The organism is Ectobacillus antri (genome assembly GCF_003852715.1).
GTDB classification, from domain to species: domain Bacteria; phylum Bacillota; class Bacilli; order Bacillales; family Bacillaceae_G; genus Ectobacillus; species Ectobacillus antri.
Window position 1 is genome coordinate 1 of the sequence record NZ_RIAV01000013.1, and the last position, 16,527, is coordinate 16,527.

Annotated in this window: 17 protein-coding genes; 12 read left to right on the top strand and 5 right to left on the bottom strand. The window is 38.7% G+C overall.

Annotated elements, in window-relative coordinates; translation table 11 throughout:
• Window positions 1–418 precede the first annotated feature (418 nt).
• On the top strand, window positions 419–964 hold the full coding sequence (locus tag EEJ45_RS12120; protein ID WP_124565084.1) for a GNAT family N-acetyltransferase: 546 nt from the start codon (window positions 419–421) through the stop codon (window positions 962–964).
• Window positions 965–1,034: 70 nt separating this feature from the next.
• Here the strand turns inward: EEJ45_RS12120 and pstA are convergent, their stop codons facing one another.
• From pstA to EEJ45_RS12135, 3 genes are all read right to left on the bottom strand, one after another.
• Window positions 1,035–1,946 (bottom strand): phosphate ABC transporter permease PstA, encoded by a 912-nt coding sequence (pstA, locus tag EEJ45_RS12125; RefSeq protein WP_124565085.1) that lies wholly within the window; start codon window positions 1,944–1,946, stop codon window positions 1,035–1,037.
• A gap of 2 nt (window positions 1,947–1,948) precedes the next feature.
• Window positions 1,949–2,839, bottom strand: coding sequence for a phosphate ABC transporter permease subunit PstC (pstC, locus tag EEJ45_RS12130; protein WP_124565086.1), 891 nt, complete (start codon window positions 2,837–2,839; stop codon window positions 1,949–1,951).
• A gap of 72 nt (window positions 2,840–2,911) precedes the next feature.
• Window positions 2,912–3,796, bottom strand: coding sequence for a phosphate ABC transporter substrate-binding protein PstS family protein (locus EEJ45_RS12135; RefSeq protein ID WP_124565087.1), 885 nt, complete (start codon window positions 3,794–3,796; stop codon window positions 2,912–2,914).
• Between the two features lie 387 nt (window positions 3,797–4,183).
• Between EEJ45_RS12135 and EEJ45_RS18720 the strand changes: the two genes are divergently transcribed.
• The 7 genes from EEJ45_RS18720 (at window position 4,184) to EEJ45_RS12165 (ending at window position 9,731) form a co-directional block, all read left to right on the top strand.
• The gene (locus EEJ45_RS18720; RefSeq protein WP_245999890.1) at window positions 4,184–4,456 is read left to right on the top strand and encodes a transposase; all 273 of its coding nucleotides are present in this window, start codon (window positions 4,184–4,186) and stop codon (window positions 4,454–4,456) included.
• 66 nt (window positions 4,457–4,522) lie between these two features.
• Complete coding sequence (locus tag EEJ45_RS18725; protein WP_245999891.1) at window positions 4,523–5,059, top strand: transposase; 537 nt, start codon at window positions 4,523–4,525, stop codon at window positions 5,057–5,059.
• 192 nt (window positions 5,060–5,251) lie between these two features.
• Entirely contained in the window at window positions 5,252–5,512 is a 261-nt protein-coding gene (locus EEJ45_RS12145; protein ID WP_124565088.1) for a FeoA family protein, read from the top strand.
• A complete protein-coding gene (locus EEJ45_RS12150) occupies window positions 5,505–6,239 on the top strand; it encodes a FeoB small GTPase domain-containing protein (protein WP_124565089.1) in 735 nt (244 codons plus the stop codon). Before EEJ45_RS12145 ends, EEJ45_RS12150 begins: the two co-directional genes overlap by 8 nt.
• Window positions 6,203–7,594 (top strand): nucleoside recognition domain-containing protein, encoded by a 1,392-nt coding sequence (locus EEJ45_RS12155; protein ID WP_124565090.1) that lies wholly within the window; start codon window positions 6,203–6,205, stop codon window positions 7,592–7,594. Before EEJ45_RS12150 ends, EEJ45_RS12155 begins: the two co-directional genes overlap by 37 nt.
• Window positions 7,595–7,695: 101 nt before the next feature.
• The gene (locus tag EEJ45_RS12160) at window positions 7,696–9,432 is read left to right on the top strand and encodes an aromatic amino acid hydroxylase (RefSeq protein ID WP_124565091.1); all 1,737 of its coding nucleotides are present in this window, start codon (window positions 7,696–7,698) and stop codon (window positions 9,430–9,432) included.
• Window positions 9,429–9,731 carry a 4a-hydroxytetrahydrobiopterin dehydratase gene (locus EEJ45_RS12165; RefSeq protein WP_124565092.1) on the top strand — a complete coding sequence of 101 codons (303 nt, stop codon included), beginning with the start codon at window positions 9,429–9,431 and terminating at the stop codon, window positions 9,729–9,731. Before EEJ45_RS12160 ends, EEJ45_RS12165 begins: the two co-directional genes overlap by 4 nt.
• Window positions 9,732–9,911: 180 nt before the next feature.
• Here EEJ45_RS12165 and EEJ45_RS12170 read toward each other — a convergent pair whose 3' ends face one another.
• Window positions 9,912–10,583 (bottom strand): C39 family peptidase, encoded by a 672-nt coding sequence (locus EEJ45_RS12170; RefSeq protein ID WP_245999894.1) that lies wholly within the window; start codon window positions 10,581–10,583, stop codon window positions 9,912–9,914.
• Window positions 10,584–11,091: 508 nt separating this feature from the next.
• Here EEJ45_RS12170 and qoxA point away from each other — a divergent pair.
• The 4 genes from qoxA to qoxD are packed head-to-tail and all read left to right on the top strand — an operon-like array spanning window position 11,092 to window position 14,841.
• A complete protein-coding gene (qoxA, locus tag EEJ45_RS12175) occupies window positions 11,092–11,958 on the top strand; it encodes a cytochrome aa3 quinol oxidase subunit II (RefSeq protein WP_124565093.1) in 867 nt (288 codons plus the stop codon).
• Between the two features lie 27 nt (window positions 11,959–11,985).
• On the top strand, window positions 11,986–13,917 hold the full coding sequence (gene qoxB, locus EEJ45_RS12180) for a cytochrome aa3 quinol oxidase subunit I (protein WP_124565094.1): 1,932 nt from the start codon (window positions 11,986–11,988) through the stop codon (window positions 13,915–13,917).
• A 13-nt stretch (window positions 13,918–13,930) separates the two neighbouring features.
• Window positions 13,931–14,542, top strand: a complete 612-nt coding sequence (qoxC, locus tag EEJ45_RS12185; RefSeq protein ID WP_124565095.1) for a cytochrome aa3 quinol oxidase subunit III — start codon at window positions 13,931–13,933, stop codon at window positions 14,540–14,542.
• Between the two features lie 2 nt (window positions 14,543–14,544).
• A complete protein-coding gene (gene qoxD, locus EEJ45_RS12190; protein ID WP_124565096.1) occupies window positions 14,545–14,841 on the top strand; it encodes a cytochrome aa3 quinol oxidase subunit IV in 297 nt (98 codons plus the stop codon).
• Window positions 14,842–14,988: 147 nt separating this feature from the next.
• Here the strand turns inward: qoxD and EEJ45_RS12195 are convergent, their stop codons facing one another.
• A complete protein-coding gene (locus EEJ45_RS12195; RefSeq protein ID WP_124565097.1) occupies window positions 14,989–16,272 on the bottom strand; it encodes an NCS2 family permease in 1,284 nt (427 codons plus the stop codon).
• Between the last annotated feature and the right edge of the window lie 255 nt (window positions 16,273–16,527).

A 16,527-nucleotide genomic window follows, 5' to 3' on the forward strand; every position in this document is an offset into this window, starting at 1 on the left:
TTAGGCACGCCGCCAGCGTTCATCCTGAGCCAGGATCAAACTCTCCATAAAAGTGTTTGTCTAGCTAAAATAAATGTTGACGTTTTGTACTTCGTTCAGTTTTCAAAGAACTAACTTATTACTCTGAAGCGACTTTTGTATAATATCATTTCTCAATTTGTCTTGTCAATATCTTTTTCAAAAGCTTTTTAGAGACAAGCTTTATTGAGCAACGAAGATAAATGTATCAGTTACCATAAAAAAAGTCAACCCCATTCATTAATATTTTTTAATTACAGAATGGAGTCTTGGTAAAGCATTATGTTAGGAAAAATGAAAATACTATTACTAGCCTTTTACAACATTGCAACTATCCTTCTATTTCAATAAACATATGCTACACTAGCTGCAAAGAAACCAAATCAGGAGTGAGCGAATTATGATTAGAACCATTAAAGAAACTGATGCAAAAGCATTTTTAGAACTTTGTCAAACTATTGATAAAGAAACCCCAAACATGCTCTATGAAGAAGGAGAACGTGTTTTAACTCTAGAAGAACAAAAGGAAATCATTAAACACTATTTACAGCAACCAAATTCAACAATATTAGTGGCAGAAAAAGAAAGAAAGTTACTTGGCTATATTACTGCTACAGGCGAAACAGCGAATCGCACAAAACATACTGCATCGATTTCAGTCGGTGTTTTACAAACTTCAGCAGGCATGGGCTTAGGAACACGACTATTTGAAAAACTTGAAAAATGGGCAAAGCAAGCCGGCATTATCCGACTTGAACTTTCTGTGTTGTCCAGTAATACTCCAGCGATACGATTATATAGAAAGATGGGATTTAGAATTGAAGGTGCAAAAAAAGGGGCATGTATGATGGACGGTATTTTGTATGATGACTTTTTTATGTCTAAACTACTAAAGTCTACACGATATGTAAAAAGACATAAACAACGACAAATTTCTATTTATTAATACACTTAGATATCTCACACTCTTGTCGCAAATAAAGGCGCTACACCTAGATGTATAGCGCCTTTATTTATTATGCTGTTTTTGTTTTACGTTTACGTACTTTTGTTCCTGATAGATATTTGTGTAGTACACTAGCCCCAAAGCGAGCTATTACGTTAAACACAAGAACCATAATGATAAGGATTGCTGCTGATTTTGTGGCAATTATTTTGGCATCCGGTACAATTCCTTCTGAATTCAACTTCCAAATATGAACCGCTAAAGTTTCCGCAGGTCGGAATGGGTTTAGTGGATGCATAGGACTGGATAAATCAGCTGCAGCATTTAAAAATGGAGTTGTAAGACCCGCCGTATAAATTAATGCCGCTGCTTCACCGAAAATTCTTCCGGCAGCCAAAATGATACCTGTAATAATTTGCGGCAAAGCAGAAGGAAGACTTACTCTTACTAATGTTTGCCACTTTGTAGCCCCAAGACCAAGACTGGCTTCTTTTACATTTGCTGGAACTTCTGTAATTGCATTCTCACATACACGTGTTAATCCCGGCAAATTTAGAATTGTTAAGGCTAATGCTCCTCCAATGAGCGTATAACCCCATCCTGTCAGAGTAACAAACACTAATAAACCGAATAAACCAACAACAATAGAAGGAAGAGAAGCCATCGTTTCAATACATAAACGAACAAAATTTAAAAATCTTCCTTTTTTTGCATACTCCGCTAAATAGATACCTGCCCCTAAACCTAGCGGCACTGAAATAATTAATGTTAAGAACAACATATAAAAAGAGTTATACAATTGAGGACCAATTCCGCCTCCCGGTCTTGTATTACTCGGGCGACCAGTTAGGAATTCCATATCCCAAAAGCCCCAACCTTTTGCTATGATTTCATATACTAAGAAAAGCAGCAACGCTACAATAAGTCCAGCAATCGCATAAAAAATTCCGGTCCATATACTATTTACTGTTCTTGCATTCATAATTAACGGTCACCTCTTTGCCCAATTGCTCTAATTACAATAATGAATAAGAAGGAGATTATTAGCAGGATCATAGCTAATGTCCACAATGCATTGTTCCAAGCAGTACCGTTTAGCGTATTGGACATATCCATTGTTAAAATACCTGTTAAAGTAGATGTAGGACTATACAGCCCTTCCGGTAATTTAACTGTGTTACCAATAACCATTTGCACCGCTAGGGCTTCACCGAACGCTCGGGCTAGACCTAAAACAATACCTGTCATGATACCAGTTTTAGCTGCCGGTACAATAACACGACTAATCGCTTGCCATTTTGTTGAACCTAGTCCGTAAGAAGCCTCTAAGTATTCAAACGGCACAGCGCGAATAGAATCAGATGCAATACTTGCGATAGTTGGCAAAATCATAATACTTAAGACCACAATACCTGCAATTAAACTAAACCCTACTCCTCCATAAGCATTGCGTAGCAGAGGGACCAAAATTGTAACACCTAACAAACCATATACAACAGAAGGAATACCTACTAAAAGTTCAAGGACCGGTTTTAATACTCTATTGCCAAATTTAGGTGAAATTAAATTCATAAAAACCGCAAGAGCGATAGCAATAGGAGCACTAATTAAAACAGCTCCCAAAGACACTAAAGTAGAACCTACAATAAAAATAAGAGCACCAAATGCCGGTGTGTCGCTGTTAGGAGACCATTTGGTCGATGTAAGCATTTCTACGACAGAAATACCAGTTTGTGTAAAAGATTGAATTCCCTTTCCGCAAATGAATGCGATGATAGCCAAGGTTGTAAGTACAATTAAGAATCCGCAAGCTGTTACAAGCGTTCTTCCTATATACTCACTTTTTACGTAGTTTATTTGTTTCTTCCCCTTCATCACTGAATCACCTTACCTAATAGAATGAAATGAACAAGACTGGCTTGGCAGCCAGCCTGTTCCAAACTTACATTATTTGTTTAATTTCGTCATTGGGATGTATCCCATTTCCTCTACAGTCTTCTCGAAATCTTTACCTTTAATGTAGTCAATGTAAGCTTTAACAGCATCTTTCGCTTCGCCTTTTGTTACCATGTATTGGTATGCCCAGAACGGATACTTACCAGCAGCGATATCAGCAGTTGTTGGACTTGCATTTTCAATTTTAACTGTTTTTAAAGCACCCTTTTTATCGCCTACCATATAAGACATTGCAAGGTAGCTTACAGAACCAGGAGTAGAGTTGATTGCTTGTTCAACAGCACCGTTGGAATCTTGCGTTGTACCAATTGCATCGTTAGCTTTCGTACCTTTTAAGATTGTTTTCTCGAAAGTTGCACGTGTACCAGAAGAAGCTGGGCGGTTAATTACGTTAATTTTTTCATCTTTACCACCAACTTCTTTCCAGTTTGTTATTTTACCGGAGAAAATATCTTGAATTTGTTGCAAAGTTAAGTTTGTTACTGTCACATCTTTGTTTACTACTATACCAAATGCGATACCAGCAACTTTATTATCAACAAGCTCTTTTGCTTTTTCAGCGTCTAATTTTTCAGCAGCAGGAATATCAGAGTTACCGATTTGAACAGCACCTGAAGCTACTTGGTTAATACCTGTTCCACTTCCGCCACCTTGTACTGTGATAGAAACGTTAGGATTTTCACCCATGAATGCAGATGCAGCCTCTTCAGCAAGTGGTTGTAACGCTGTAGATCCAGCAGCAGCGATTGTACCGGAAAGTTCTTGCTTAGGTTCTTTGTTTGTGTCAGTTGCTGTGTCTTCTGACTTACCACAAGCAGCAAGCGCTCCTGTAATCATGAATGCAGCAAGAGTGAACTTAAAACCTTTTTTAATCATTTTTGTACCCCCATATAATTTTAGGTTTTCTATCAACGTTTTGCTGTGCCTGTCCTAGGCACAAATACATTGTACGGCACTAATATTGTGTTAGTGTTAAGCGTTTTTTAATTTTAAGTAAAGGAGGAATTCTTATTTATCTTTTTCATTCATGTCTAGTTTTATTCTCTCTAAAGGTTGATTTTATAACACTTTTTTAGAATCCTTCTTTTAATTACTCTGTTAAAAATGAATTAGATAAAATTGAATTCTCCACTTTGTAAATTTAATGTAAATGAGCGTGTCGCAAAACTCATCTTCATGCAGAAAATGTGCATAAAAAAGTCCGCTTCCTAACACTCTATGATAGACACCAATCCAACATAGAAAAGAAGACGGACTATCATTATGGTGACCCAAAATGTTTATACACATACGCATGTTTTACAAACTTTCTTTCATTACATTGACAGCCTTACTCTCACAGAAACCGTTCGGAACACAGGACGGCCTTCTCTGTGCCGAAAAACATTCTTGAAAAGCTTCTTTCTCAAAACATACTTCCGATTGGATTCGTTGCGAAAACTGGTCCGCTATCTGCGAGAATTTCCTTATTTCCAACATCTCTGCGGCTTTCCCACTCTTCCTCATCTTGCCACGTTTGCCCGAGTAGCAACCTAGTTTCGGGAGGAAGGATACGAGGAGATTCATACGGAAACGCTGCATCGCTTAGGACTTCAGCACGGCATGCTAGCCGTCATTGACAGTACAGCTCTGAGAAGCAGTCTCCATGATTCACAAGCTACCTATGGAAAGTCTACCCGTCTTCACATGTTCAAAGGCTACAAGCTTCATTTGTATACATCTATCGAAGGGGTTGCACTCACGTATGCTTTTGTTCCGGCAAACCTTCATGACAGTGCCATTATCCCAGCGTTGCTTCGTACTTCTGAAAATCTTGGTCTAGAAGTTGCCTGTGTACTTGGCGATGCTGCCTATGACAGTCGCGAAATTCGAGAAACAGCTGACTCATTAGGGATTCAGATGCTAACAGCGATTAACAAACGAAATGGTGTGAGAAAAGATGGATACGGCCGCGTGATGTCAGATTTCTTACAAACAGCGATGGGTGTAGCCATTTTCAACCTACGAAATCAGATTGAACGCTTGTTTCATACTTTAAAAGATAAAGGGCTAGAAGGTCCCCGTATGTTTGGGTATAATCGGTATCATTTTCATGTTCAGTTTATCTTGCTTATGCATAATATTGGATATTCATCGTAGTTTTGCGACACGCTCTAAATAAATCAATCTTTTAAAACTGATGCAAACTCACATTATTTAAATTTCACATACATTCTTAATGAGATGTTGCATATTTAGAATTGACACATCCAACACTTCTTCATAAGATATAAATAGATTTTTACCTAAACCAACTTTTTTGATAAAAACCTAAAAAAAGAGAGAGGGGAAATTTTCGTGAAACACATCAAACCACTCTCCGATTTTCAAATAGGAGAGATAGTATTAATAGAAGCAATTGAATTAGAAGGAACCATGAAGCGTCGCTTGCTAGATCTTGGCTTTATTCCAGGAGGAGTAGTCAAAGTATTACAAAAAAGTCCATTAGGAGATCCTGTTGCCTATCAAGTAAGTAATACCACCATTGCTCTTCGCAAGCAAGAAAGTACCCGCATCATGGCTAGTTTAACGGAAGGTGATCACGATGAATAACTATCGAATTGCATTAGCGGGAAATCCTAATACAGGGAAAAGTACATTGTTCAATACCCTAACAGGAATGCGTCAGCATACAGGAAATTGGACTGGTAAAACCGTGGCAAAAGCTGAAGGAGAATATGAATTTAATCACAAAACCTATACCATTATTGATTTACCAGGCACGTATTCTCTCTATTCTAATTCTACAGACGAAGAAGTAGCACGAGATTACATCATTTTTGATAAACCTGATGTCACAGTAGTCGTAATAGATGCTACTTCAATGGAAAGAAACCTGAACCTGGCATTGCAGGTTATGGAAATGACAGAAAAAGTTGTTGTTTGCATCAACTTGATTGATGAGGCAAAGAAAAAAGGAATTACTATAGATGAGAACAAACTAGCAAGAAAACTGGGTGTTCCGGTGGTTAAAATTTCTGCTCGCAACAAATTAGGCATTTCCAAACTTCAGGCTGCCATTGAAGCTGTCGCTGCAGGAGAAATTACAACTGCTCCTTACCAAGTGCGATATAATGCTGAAATTGAGTCGATGGTAAGTGTGCTGCAACCGGAAGTTGAACAATTATTAGGAACACAATATCCATCAAGATGGATTGCTTTACGGTTATTGGATGGCGATACAGGTTTTCTAAAAGCACTACAGGCAAGAGGATATAACAAGAGAGAGGAGGTACGTATACCATGCAAAGAAACCACATCGGTTCATTCGACTCTATAGTAGAAAAAGCAAAAGCTTTAAACAAGGAAGACATCCGTGACAATCTTGTAGTTGGCATCTATCAATCCTCCAGGGAGTTATGCCTTGATGCTGTAACGTATACAAACAAAAGCAAATTGGAGCGCTCTGAAAAGTTAGATAAGCTGTTTACATCTCCTATCTGGGGCTTTCCAATTATGCTTGGTATTTTATCTATCATTTTTTATATTACTATTGCCGGCGCTAATATTCCGTCCTCAATGATTGCTGACGGATTCAGTTGGGCTGAGGGACATATAACATATATGTTTAAAGCTCTTCATGCCCCGGATTGGTTACACGGTATTCTAGTTCTCGGTTTATTCAGGGGAACAGGGTGGGTCATCAGCGTTATGCTCCCTCCTATGGCGATTTTCTTTCCGGTATTCGCGTTATTAGAGAACTACGGCTATTTACCACGCGTTGCTTTTAATATGGATCGCTTATTTAAAAAGGCAGGTGCACATGGTAAACAATCTTTAACGATGGCGATGGGGTTTGGGTGTAATGCCGCCGCTATAATGTCTACCAGAATTATAGAATCACCGCGCGAACGTATGCTTGCAATTTTAACAAATAACTTTGTACCTTGTAACGGAAGATGGCCAACACTTATTTTATTAGCTTCTTTATTTATGGCTGCTGACTTCACAGGAGGAATTCGCACTTTTGTAACGGCGGCTGTTGTAGTCGGAATGGTAGTCATCGGTATTGCAGTAACATTACTCGTATCATTTATACTTTCAAAAACGGCGCTCAAAGGAGTACCTACCCACTACACATTGGAGCTTCCTCCATATCGAAAACCAAGGATTTGGGAAACCGTTGTACGGGCGACATTGGATAAATCGCTGTTTGTGTTGAAACGAGCGGTATTAGTTGCTGCACCAGCTGCTGTACTTACATGGATTTTAGCTAATGTGTATGTCACAGATAAAAGTATTCTCATGCATTTTGTCCAATTTCTTGATCCATTCGCTAAACTCCTTGGTCTCGATGGCTATATTTTAGCTGCATTTATTATCGGACTGCCCGCAAATGAAATTGTAGTTCCTGTATTACTGATGGCTTATTTGTCCACCGGTTCTTTAACTGAGTTGGAAAGCATGACCGAGTTGAAAAAACTCTTCCTAGCAAACGGTTGGACTTGGTTGACTGCTTTAAATATGATGCTGTTCTCGTTGCTCCATTTCCCATGTGGCACAACACTCTTCAATATTTATAAAGAAACCAAAAGTAAAAAGTGGACATTTTTATCCTTTGCAATCCCAACAGCAATTGCAATTGGTGTAACTTTTATGGTTACCCAGCTTGTTTACTTTTTTGATCTCCTGTAAGAAGCCTAGAAATAGGCTTCTTTTTTTCTTCAAAAAGAAGGAAAGCGTTTTCAAATTTAGAATGTATATACGTGGTTATCACTAAAAAGGGGGCTGTTTCTATGCAAAAACAGGCTTTAAACGAAATACCAAAACACCTGAGACCATACATAAGTACACAGCATTATGATCAATATACACCCATTGATCACGCTGTTTGGCGCTACATTATGCGTCAAAACCATCATGCTTTAAAAGATGTTGCACACCCCGCCTATACAGAAGGTCTTCGTTCATCTGGTATCAGTATGGACTATATTCCTAGAGTAGAAGAAATGAATGCTTGTCTTGGAAAAGCAGGCTGGGGCGCTGTCACTATTGATGGTCTTATCCCAAGTGCTGCGTTCTTCGGGTTCCAGGGATATGGTATGCTCCCAATTGCCACCGAAATACGTAAAGTGGAAAATATTGAGTATACACCAGCACCCGACATTGTACATGAAGCAGCTGGTCATGCACCTATTTTATTGGATGAAACATATGCGAAATACGTAAAGCTATTTGGCGAAATTGGCTCTAAGGGATTTGCTACAAAAGAAGAACATGAGCTCTTTGACGCTATTCGCACCTTAACAATTGTTATGGAAAGTCGCACTTCTACTCCTAAAGAAGTGGAGGCAGCTAAATTAGCTGTAGCGGAAAAGCAAGCAGCAATTACGCATGTTTCAGAAATCCTGGAGATTTCACGCTTGTTTTGGTGGACTGTAGAATACGGTTTAATTGGCGATTTGGAAAATCCGAAAATATACGGCGCTGGTTTACTCTCCTCAGTAGGTGAAAGCAAGCACTGTTTGACTGATGCTGTGCAAAAAGTTCCCTATTCCGTAGAAGCTTGTATCCAAACAGATTACGATGTTACTGTTATGCAACCACAACTGTTTGTATGCTCATCCTTTGAACAGCTAATTGAAGGACTTGAAACGTATGCCAACACAATGGCACTGCGCCGCGGAGGTACAGAAGGATTAAATAAAGCACTTCGTTCGGGAACCACCGCTACAACCGTATTAAACTCCGGAATACAAATTACCGGTACAATAGCTCAAGTTATAACAAACAGTGACGGAGAAGCTATTTATATAAAAACCACTGGACCAACAGCTTTAAGTGTAGGTAACAAACAATTACCAAACCATAGTAAAGATATTCATGCAGATGGATTTGGTACACCAATTGGGTTACTACAAAATGATATATGCCTGTCTCAATGCAGTTCAGCTGATTTACATAATCTAGGAATTGTGCCTGGTCATGTTGCATCACTAACTTTTAAAAGTGGCATCCAGCTTTCTGGTCACGTAGAAGCCATTCATAAGAATGATGAGCATATAATACTCATCTCCTTTACAAACTGCGCTATTTCTTATGGTGAGCAAATACTATTTAATCCATCTTGGGGCTCCTTTGATTTAGCTGTAGGCTCTTCTGTTGTATCTGTTTTTGCTGGCGCTGCCGATTGTGATGCTTTTTATGAGAATGTGGAATATACAACGACTATGCCAACTGTACGTAAATGGACTGAACTAGAGCAAATGTACGCGCATGTACGGGATGTACGCGAACAAGTTCATTGGACAAAGCAAACTGAACGGCTACTTCAATCACTACTACAAAAACTTCGGGATGCATATCCTGGAGAGTGGTTATTGCGACTTGAAATATTAGAAATACTCCAAAAGCATAGCTCAGCATCTTACACTGCCTTAAAAGAAGAGTTGTTAACACTTAGCCAAAAAGAAGAGCTATCAAAATTAATTTTAAACGGACTGACATTGCTTGAAGAGGAGGTTAAAAAATGAGTTCTTTAACAACCGAACAGATTCAACAAGCACTACCTACCTTGCAAAAATGGTCTTTAAAAGACGACAAGAGAATCGAACGAAAGTATGTTTTTAAAGAGTTCTTACAAGCAATTTCATTTGTAAATGAGATTGCTCAATTATCAGAAGAAATGAACCATCATCCATTTATTACAATTCAATATAAGATCGTACTTGTATCTTTAACATCTTGGAGCGCAAAAGGCTTAACACAAACCGATTTTGAAATGGCTGCCGAATTTGAAAAAATCTTTTCACGTATGACAAGTCATTTTTAAATATGATATAATAAGAAGTTAGGACAAAAGGTTTTCAACCAAAGAAAAATCCGAACTATTAATCGGAATTCTCTACACAGAATTCGATTTAGTTCGGATTTTTCCTTTATGAGTGTTCGTTATTCTCTATTCTGTTGGCTTTAGAGTTACATAATTCAGTTATGTCCTGGCTTCTTTTCATCAAGGACTTAACGAAATGGCTTGCTTCCCCATTTGTCTCCATGCTTTTTCAAAATTAGATCGAGAAATGGCTGTTTGAGGCTCTTTCGCCAGTGGATCATTCACGTATACATATTCTTGGTCATAACCAACAATGACTACACTATGTTCGTGATAAGTAATTTTCACTTCACCTGCAGACGTTTGCCATGTTTGAAATTCACTTTCCGGGAGTGGAACAAACTCAGCATTTGTGATTACCCAGACCGGCGTACCCATACTAATAGCCTTATATATATCCTCTACGTCACGACCTGTTAAATTAAACAAACCATTTGGCAAATACTTCTGTCCTAACGCAAAAATTGGTTGATGATATACACCATATCCTGGGTTTCTTTTCGTATAAATATCTCCTACAAACCCCTCATGTGGATTTCCACGCATACCATTCTCTTGAAATGGAACCTTTTTAATCTGTCGAGCTAGCTCCATTTTATCCACATTTACTCCTCCGTATTGCAAAAGCATGGCTAAACTTGTTACTTCACAACCTCGCTCAAGTTCGGGCATTTGTCGAATGAACGGAACACCTTCAATCATTGCACTTTCCTTCATCTCCAAACTAACGTCCATCCTCAATTCCTGAAATGTTTGTGAAAACTGTATCTGTCCCTTTTCCACAATATCCATTACATCAGTGCATCCACTCAGCAGAACCATTGCTAAAGCTGGTACAACCAACTGATTTACCTTCCTCATGCCTGATTTCTCCTACTAAATATATTTTTCTATTTAAAACTTCGTTAAATCCTCATAATATTTTAACTTCATACTTGATTGCAAGGCAACTTTGATTTATGAATTAACTTTTGCAACCATGCACTTCTTTACTAACAACAACTTTCAAACAATTTTACAATAAGATTTCTTTTCATTCATCTTACAGATGCAGCACTTATCATTGGATATTATTAGGTATTTTGGTATAACTTTATTAGACAGAAAATTCTAAAATAAGACATATGCGTTCAAATTTAGTTTACAATATTACTACCTTGATAACGTTAGTCAAGGTAGCAAACGTCCATTTGTGTCTATTTTTCAACAATATCTGTCAAACTATTGTCAATACTAGTTTTATAGGGTTATATTATTTTATTGACATAGTGATACCTAAAAAAGAAAGGAGATTTGCACCGTGCAACTCAAGAAAGCGTTATGGAAAGTTCTCCCGCTCTCACTGATCACGGCGTTTCTTGGCGGATGTCAAAACCTTGTTCTTTTGAATCCACAAGGACCTGTTGCGAAGAGTCAATCTGACTTAATTATTTGGTCTTTTGCATTATTGTTAACCGTTATTGCGGTTGTATTCATCTTGTTCACAATTGTTATTATTCGTTATCGTGAAAGACCGGATAATATGGACTACGAGCCACCGGAAGATGAAGGAAACGTTTGGTTAGAAATTGTTTGGACTCTCGTTCCGGTTTTAATCGTTATTGCATTGTCAGTTCAGACTGTAAAAACGACATTTGCTTTAGAAAAACCACCTGAAAAATCCAAAGATATTAAACCGATTGAGATTTATGTTACATCAGCAAACTGGAAATGGTTGTTCAGCTATCCGGAGGAAAATATTGAAACCGTTAACTACGTCAATATTCCTGCGGGTGTTCCTGTGAAATTCAAGCTAACTTCTGTTGGTCCAATGAACTCATTCTGGGTACCAGAGCTTGGCGGTCAGAAGTATACGATGGACGGCATGATTATGGATTTATACTTACAAGCTGACAAACCAGGTGAGTATACAGGCCGAAGCGCTAACTTCTCAGGAGAAGGTTTTACACACATGGAATTCCAAGTTGTCTCTCAAACAGCTGAAGAGTTTAAAAAATGGAAAGAAGAAGTTAAATCCACAGCTCCTAAATTGTCTGAAGACAAGTATAACGACATTATCAAACCAGGTGTTGTGGGGCGCATGACGTTCTCTAATCATCACCTTGATTATGTAGATCCTGAATCTCTTGAGTACTGCGACTACAACTATTACAAAAATAAAAAATAATGCCTACTACAGATTGGAGTGAAAACAGTGAAGCTTGATGAATTTTTTGTCACAGGCGATCCCATTATTTATGGTGCCGACGCTTCTATTGTTTTAGTAACATTAGGTATCATTTTTGTACTGACAAAGTACAAAAAATGGCGTTGGCTTTGGGATGAATGGTTAACATCTGTTGATCATAAAAAAATTGGTATTATGTATATCATCTCTGCGGTATTGATGTTATTCCGCGGTGGTGTGGACGGCTTAATGATTCGTGCGCAGCTAAGCTTCCCTGGTACACCTTACTTGGATGCCGAGCACTACAACGGCATTTTTACGACGCACGGTACAGTTATGATTCTGTTCATGGCGATGCCATTTGTTATCGGCTTAATGAACATCGCAATTCCACTGCAAATTGGTGCACGTGACGTTGCATATCCTTATTTAAATGCACTTAGCTTTTGGTTATTCTTTATTGGTGCGATGCTTTTCAACATTGCCTTCGTTATCGGTGGATCACCTGATGCAGGCTGGACAATGTACTTCCCATTAGCAGGTACAGAATTTAGCCCGGGTGTTGGTAACAACTATTACGCAATTGCCTTGCAAATCTCTGGTCTTGGTACACTAATGACCGGTATTAACTTCTTAGTTACAATTTTAAAAATGAGAACACCTGGTATGAAGCTTATGCAAATGCCAATGTTCACATGGTCTATCTTGATCACTTGTGTAATCATCATTTTCGCATTCCCAGTGCTTACAGTAGCACTTGCGATGATGACGTTTGACCGCGTATTCGGAACAGCGTTCTTTACAATGGCAAACGAAGGTATGCCAATGCTTTGGGCGAACTTGTTCTGGGTTTGGGGTCACCCTGAAGTATACATTGTTATCTTGCCGGCTTTCGGTATTTTCTCCGAAATAGTCAGCACATTCTCTCGTAAACGTTTGTTCGGTTACAATGCGATGGTTTACTCTATGGTCGCAATTGCAATTTTGAGTGGTCTTGTATGGTTGCACCACTTCTTCACAATGGGTGCAAGCGCTGCGGTTAACTCCTTCTTCTCCATCTCAACGATGGCGATTTCAATTCCTACAGGGGTTAAAATCTTTAACTGGCTCTTTACCATGTACAAAGGGCGCATACGCTTTAGCGTGCCAATGCTGTGGACGCTTGGATTTATTCCGAACTTCGTAATCGGTGGTGTAACAGGAGTTATGCTTGCAATGGCAGCGGCTGACTATCAGTACCACAACAGCTACTTCCTAGTTGCTCACTTCCATAACGTATTGATTACAGGTACAGTATTTGGTATGTTTGCTGGTTTATACTACTGGTATCCAAAAATGTTCGGTCATAGATTGAACGAACGTCTTGGTAAAATTGAGTTTTGGCTATGGGTTATTGGTTACAATATCTGTTTCATGCCTCAATACTTCTTAGGTCTTGACGGTATGACACGTCGTATGTACACGTACTCAGATGATCTTGGTTGGACTTGGTTGAACCAACTATCTTCTGTTGGTGCAGTTCTGATGGGTATCGGTTTCCTTGTTCTTTGCTACAACATCTATTGGAGCGCACGTTATGCAGAACGCGATGTAACTGGCGATCCTTGGGATGGCAGAACGCTTGAATGGGCAACACAGTCTCCTGTTCAGCACTATAATTTTGCTGCTCTTCCTGAGATTAAGTCTATTGATGCTTGGTGGTACATGAAGAAAAATGGTGAGTCTCACATTGACTGGAAAAATGTAAAGCCAATTCATATGCCTAGCAATACAAACCTAGCATTCCCATTATCCATCATGTTCTTTATCGCCGGCTTTGGTTTGGTATTTACTTGGATTCCAATGGCAATCATCGGTGGTATCGGTATTTTAATCGGATTGTTTATGCGTTCCTTTGATTACGATGACGGTTATTATATCAGCGTTGAAGAAATTAAAAAGACAGAAAATGTTGCATGAGAGGTGAAGCATAATGGCAGCAGTCAGTGAAGAATACAAAAATGCCCCTCTTGAGTATCAAGACGCGCAAAGTCGCTTGAATATTCTTGGGTTCTGGATCTTCCTTGGAGCGGAAATCGTGCTATTTGCTACACTTTTCGCTTCCTACCTTGTGTTGGCCGGCCGTACAGCGGACGGTCCGACACAGCTAGAAATGTTTGAAATCACGCCGATTATGATGGAAACGATTATACTTTTAACAAGTAGTTTCACATGCGGTATTGCCATTCATGAAATGCGTAAAGGCAACATGAAAGGCTTATTGACTTGGTTTATTATTACTCTTATCTTAGGACTTGGCTTCCTTGGCATGGAGATTTATGAGTTTGTTCACTATGTACATCTTGGTGCAACAATTCAAACAAGCGGATTCCTTTCTGCGTTCTTCACGCTTCTAGGAACGCACGGTGCCCACGTTACAGGCGGTATCCTTTGGGGTATTGCAGTAATTATTCAGCTTTTGAAACGTGGATTAACACCTGTCACAGCACGTAAGGTGTTCATCATAAGCTTGTACTGGCACTTCCTTGATGTTGTGTGGATCTTCATTTACACATTAGTTTACTTGAATGGGTTGGTGGCATAATTATGGCACAACAAAAAACACAAAATCATAAAGGCTTTCCATGGTCTCACGTTTTTGGATTTGTTTTATCACTTGTTTTAACATTTGCAGCTTTGTTCATCGCATACTCGCCGCTTTCATTGGCAACAATTTTAACTCTTATTATTGCTCTTGCCATTGTTCAAGCGATTTTGCAGCTTGTGATGTTTATGCATATGTCTGAAGGAGAAGGTGTTACTCAAACCATCTCGATTGCATTCAGCTTCTTTATTGCAGTTGTAACAGTCGGCGGTACTGTTTGGATTTTCTTCTCCATGTAAGTAAAAAAGAACGTCCCGATATCGGGACGTTCTTTTTTATGCGCTATTTTTGCAGCATTCATTGGTTGCAAAGGTACACTTTCTACAAATTATATAATGACTATCATAAAAAGCACACAGGATTCTAATCTGCGTGCTTTTATATTACTATCCTAAAAATAAATGACAGCCAAACAATACAGCAAATACATATAATAAAAATGGAACTTCTTTCGCCTTTCCACTAGCAATTTTCAAAAGTGGATATAATAAAAATCCAATGGCAATACCATTAGCAATACTTGACGTGAGGGGAATACTAATGACAGTTAGAAATGCCGGCAGTGCTTCCTCAAATTCATCCCACCCAATATCACGAATACTTTTTGCCATTAAGCTCCCTACAATGATTAGTGAAGGCGCTGTAATGGCAGCAACACTTGATAATGAAGCAATAACCGGACTGAAAAATGCTGTGATAATTGTTAAAACAATGACAATAATACCTGTTAAGCCAGTTCTTCCACCTGCAGCAATTCCTGCTGAAGATTCAATTGTAGCAGCTGTCGGGCTCGTTCCAAACATAGCACCAGTTGTACCGCCAATAGCATCTGCCACAAAAGCCTTACCAAATCGATCTTCTGATGCATTCAATCCTGCTTGTTTAACAAGACCTAGCAAGGCGCCAGTTGTGTCAAATAACAAAACTAACAAAAATGAAAATACAACACCATACAATCCGTACTCAATTATATCTGAAACAGCTGTAATTGGATTAAACGTAATTACCCCTTCTGGCAAGTGTGGCACTTCTATCAACTCATTACCAAATTTTAGTTGACCTGTAAAAAACGCAATTACAGCTGTAACGAGCATGCTTACGAATAAAGCACCTCGCACATTCAATGTCATCAGTATAGCGGCAATCACGATGCCTACTAAAGTGAGGCGAACAGTCGGGGAATGAAAGTCTCCAATTGTCACCAGATTATTGGGATGATCCACAATAATACCGGATAAACGTAGACCAATAAATGCAATAAACAAACCAATTCCCGCAGCGATAGCATGTTTTAAGCTATCGGGAATTGCTTCAATTAACTTCTTACGAAACGATGTGAGAGACAAAATAAGAAAAATGAGACCCGTAACAAATACGGCAGCAAACGCCACTTTGTACGTAACATCACCCTGTACAACCGCATAAGCGAAATATGCATTCATACCCATGGCCGGAGCAATAATGATGGGATAGTTGGCCAATAAGGCCATCGCAGCTGTTCCAGCAATGGTTGCAATAATCGTAGCCATAAAGGCTTGATCAAATGAAATACCTGCATCCGATAAGATCTTTGGATTGATGACAAGTATATAAGCAAAAGTAAAAAATGTTGTAATACCTGCAAGTACTTCTTGCTTAACATTGGTACCATGTTTGGACAAATTCAACATACATAAATTCCTTTCTATTTCTTATAAGTCAGTATAAAAATGAACAATTAATCATACCAATCCGTAAAAATGAAAGTCAAGGTATGTTATTATAGTCAAACTAGCAAGATAAAGCGGAATATTTATTTAAATAAGATAATGCATGAACTTATGCAGATCAATTATATGCATTCTTCGCTCTTTTGCTTCTATGCTGAATTAGTATACATGTACGATAACAAGAGGCTGTCTCATGTCAGACAGCCTCCCATTATT

Coding starts and splice junctions, on each gene's coding strand:
- EEJ45_RS12120 (WP_124565084.1), top strand. CDS start 419: ATGATTAGAACCATTAAAGAAACTGATGCAAAAGCATTTTTAGAACTT.
- pstA (WP_124565085.1), bottom strand. CDS start 1,946: ATGAATGCAAGAACAGTAAATAGTATATGGACCGGAATTTTTTATGCG.
- pstC (WP_124565086.1), bottom strand. CDS start 2,839: ATGAAGGGGAAGAAACAAATAAACTACGTAAAAAGTGAGTATATAGGA.
- EEJ45_RS12135 (WP_124565087.1), bottom strand. CDS start 3,796: ATGATTAAAAAAGGTTTTAAGTTCACTCTTGCTGCATTCATGATTACA.
- EEJ45_RS18720 (WP_245999890.1), top strand. CDS start 4,184: ATGGTGACCCAAAATGTTTATACACATACGCATGTTTTACAAACTTTC.
- EEJ45_RS18725 (WP_245999891.1), top strand. CDS start 4,523: ATGCTAGCCGTCATTGACAGTACAGCTCTGAGAAGCAGTCTCCATGAT.
- EEJ45_RS12150 (WP_124565089.1), top strand. CDS start 5,505: ATGAATAACTATCGAATTGCATTAGCGGGAAATCCTAATACAGGGAAA.
- EEJ45_RS12155 (WP_124565090.1), top strand. CDS start 6,203: ATGCAAAGAAACCACATCGGTTCATTCGACTCTATAGTAGAAAAAGCA.
- EEJ45_RS12160 (WP_124565091.1), top strand. CDS start 7,696: ATGCAAAAACAGGCTTTAAACGAAATACCAAAACACCTGAGACCATAC.
- EEJ45_RS12165 (WP_124565092.1), top strand. CDS start 9,429: ATGAGTTCTTTAACAACCGAACAGATTCAACAAGCACTACCTACCTTG.
- EEJ45_RS12170 (WP_245999894.1), bottom strand. CDS start 10,583: ATGGATATTGTGGAAAAGGGACAGATACAGTTTTCACAAACATTTCAG.
- qoxC (WP_124565095.1), top strand. CDS start 13,931: ATGGCAGCAGTCAGTGAAGAATACAAAAATGCCCCTCTTGAGTATCAA.
- qoxD (WP_124565096.1), top strand. CDS start 14,545: ATGGCACAACAAAAAACACAAAATCATAAAGGCTTTCCATGGTCTCAC.
- EEJ45_RS12195 (WP_124565097.1), bottom strand. CDS start 16,272: ATGTTGAATTTGTCCAAACATGGTACCAATGTTAAGCAAGAAGTACTT.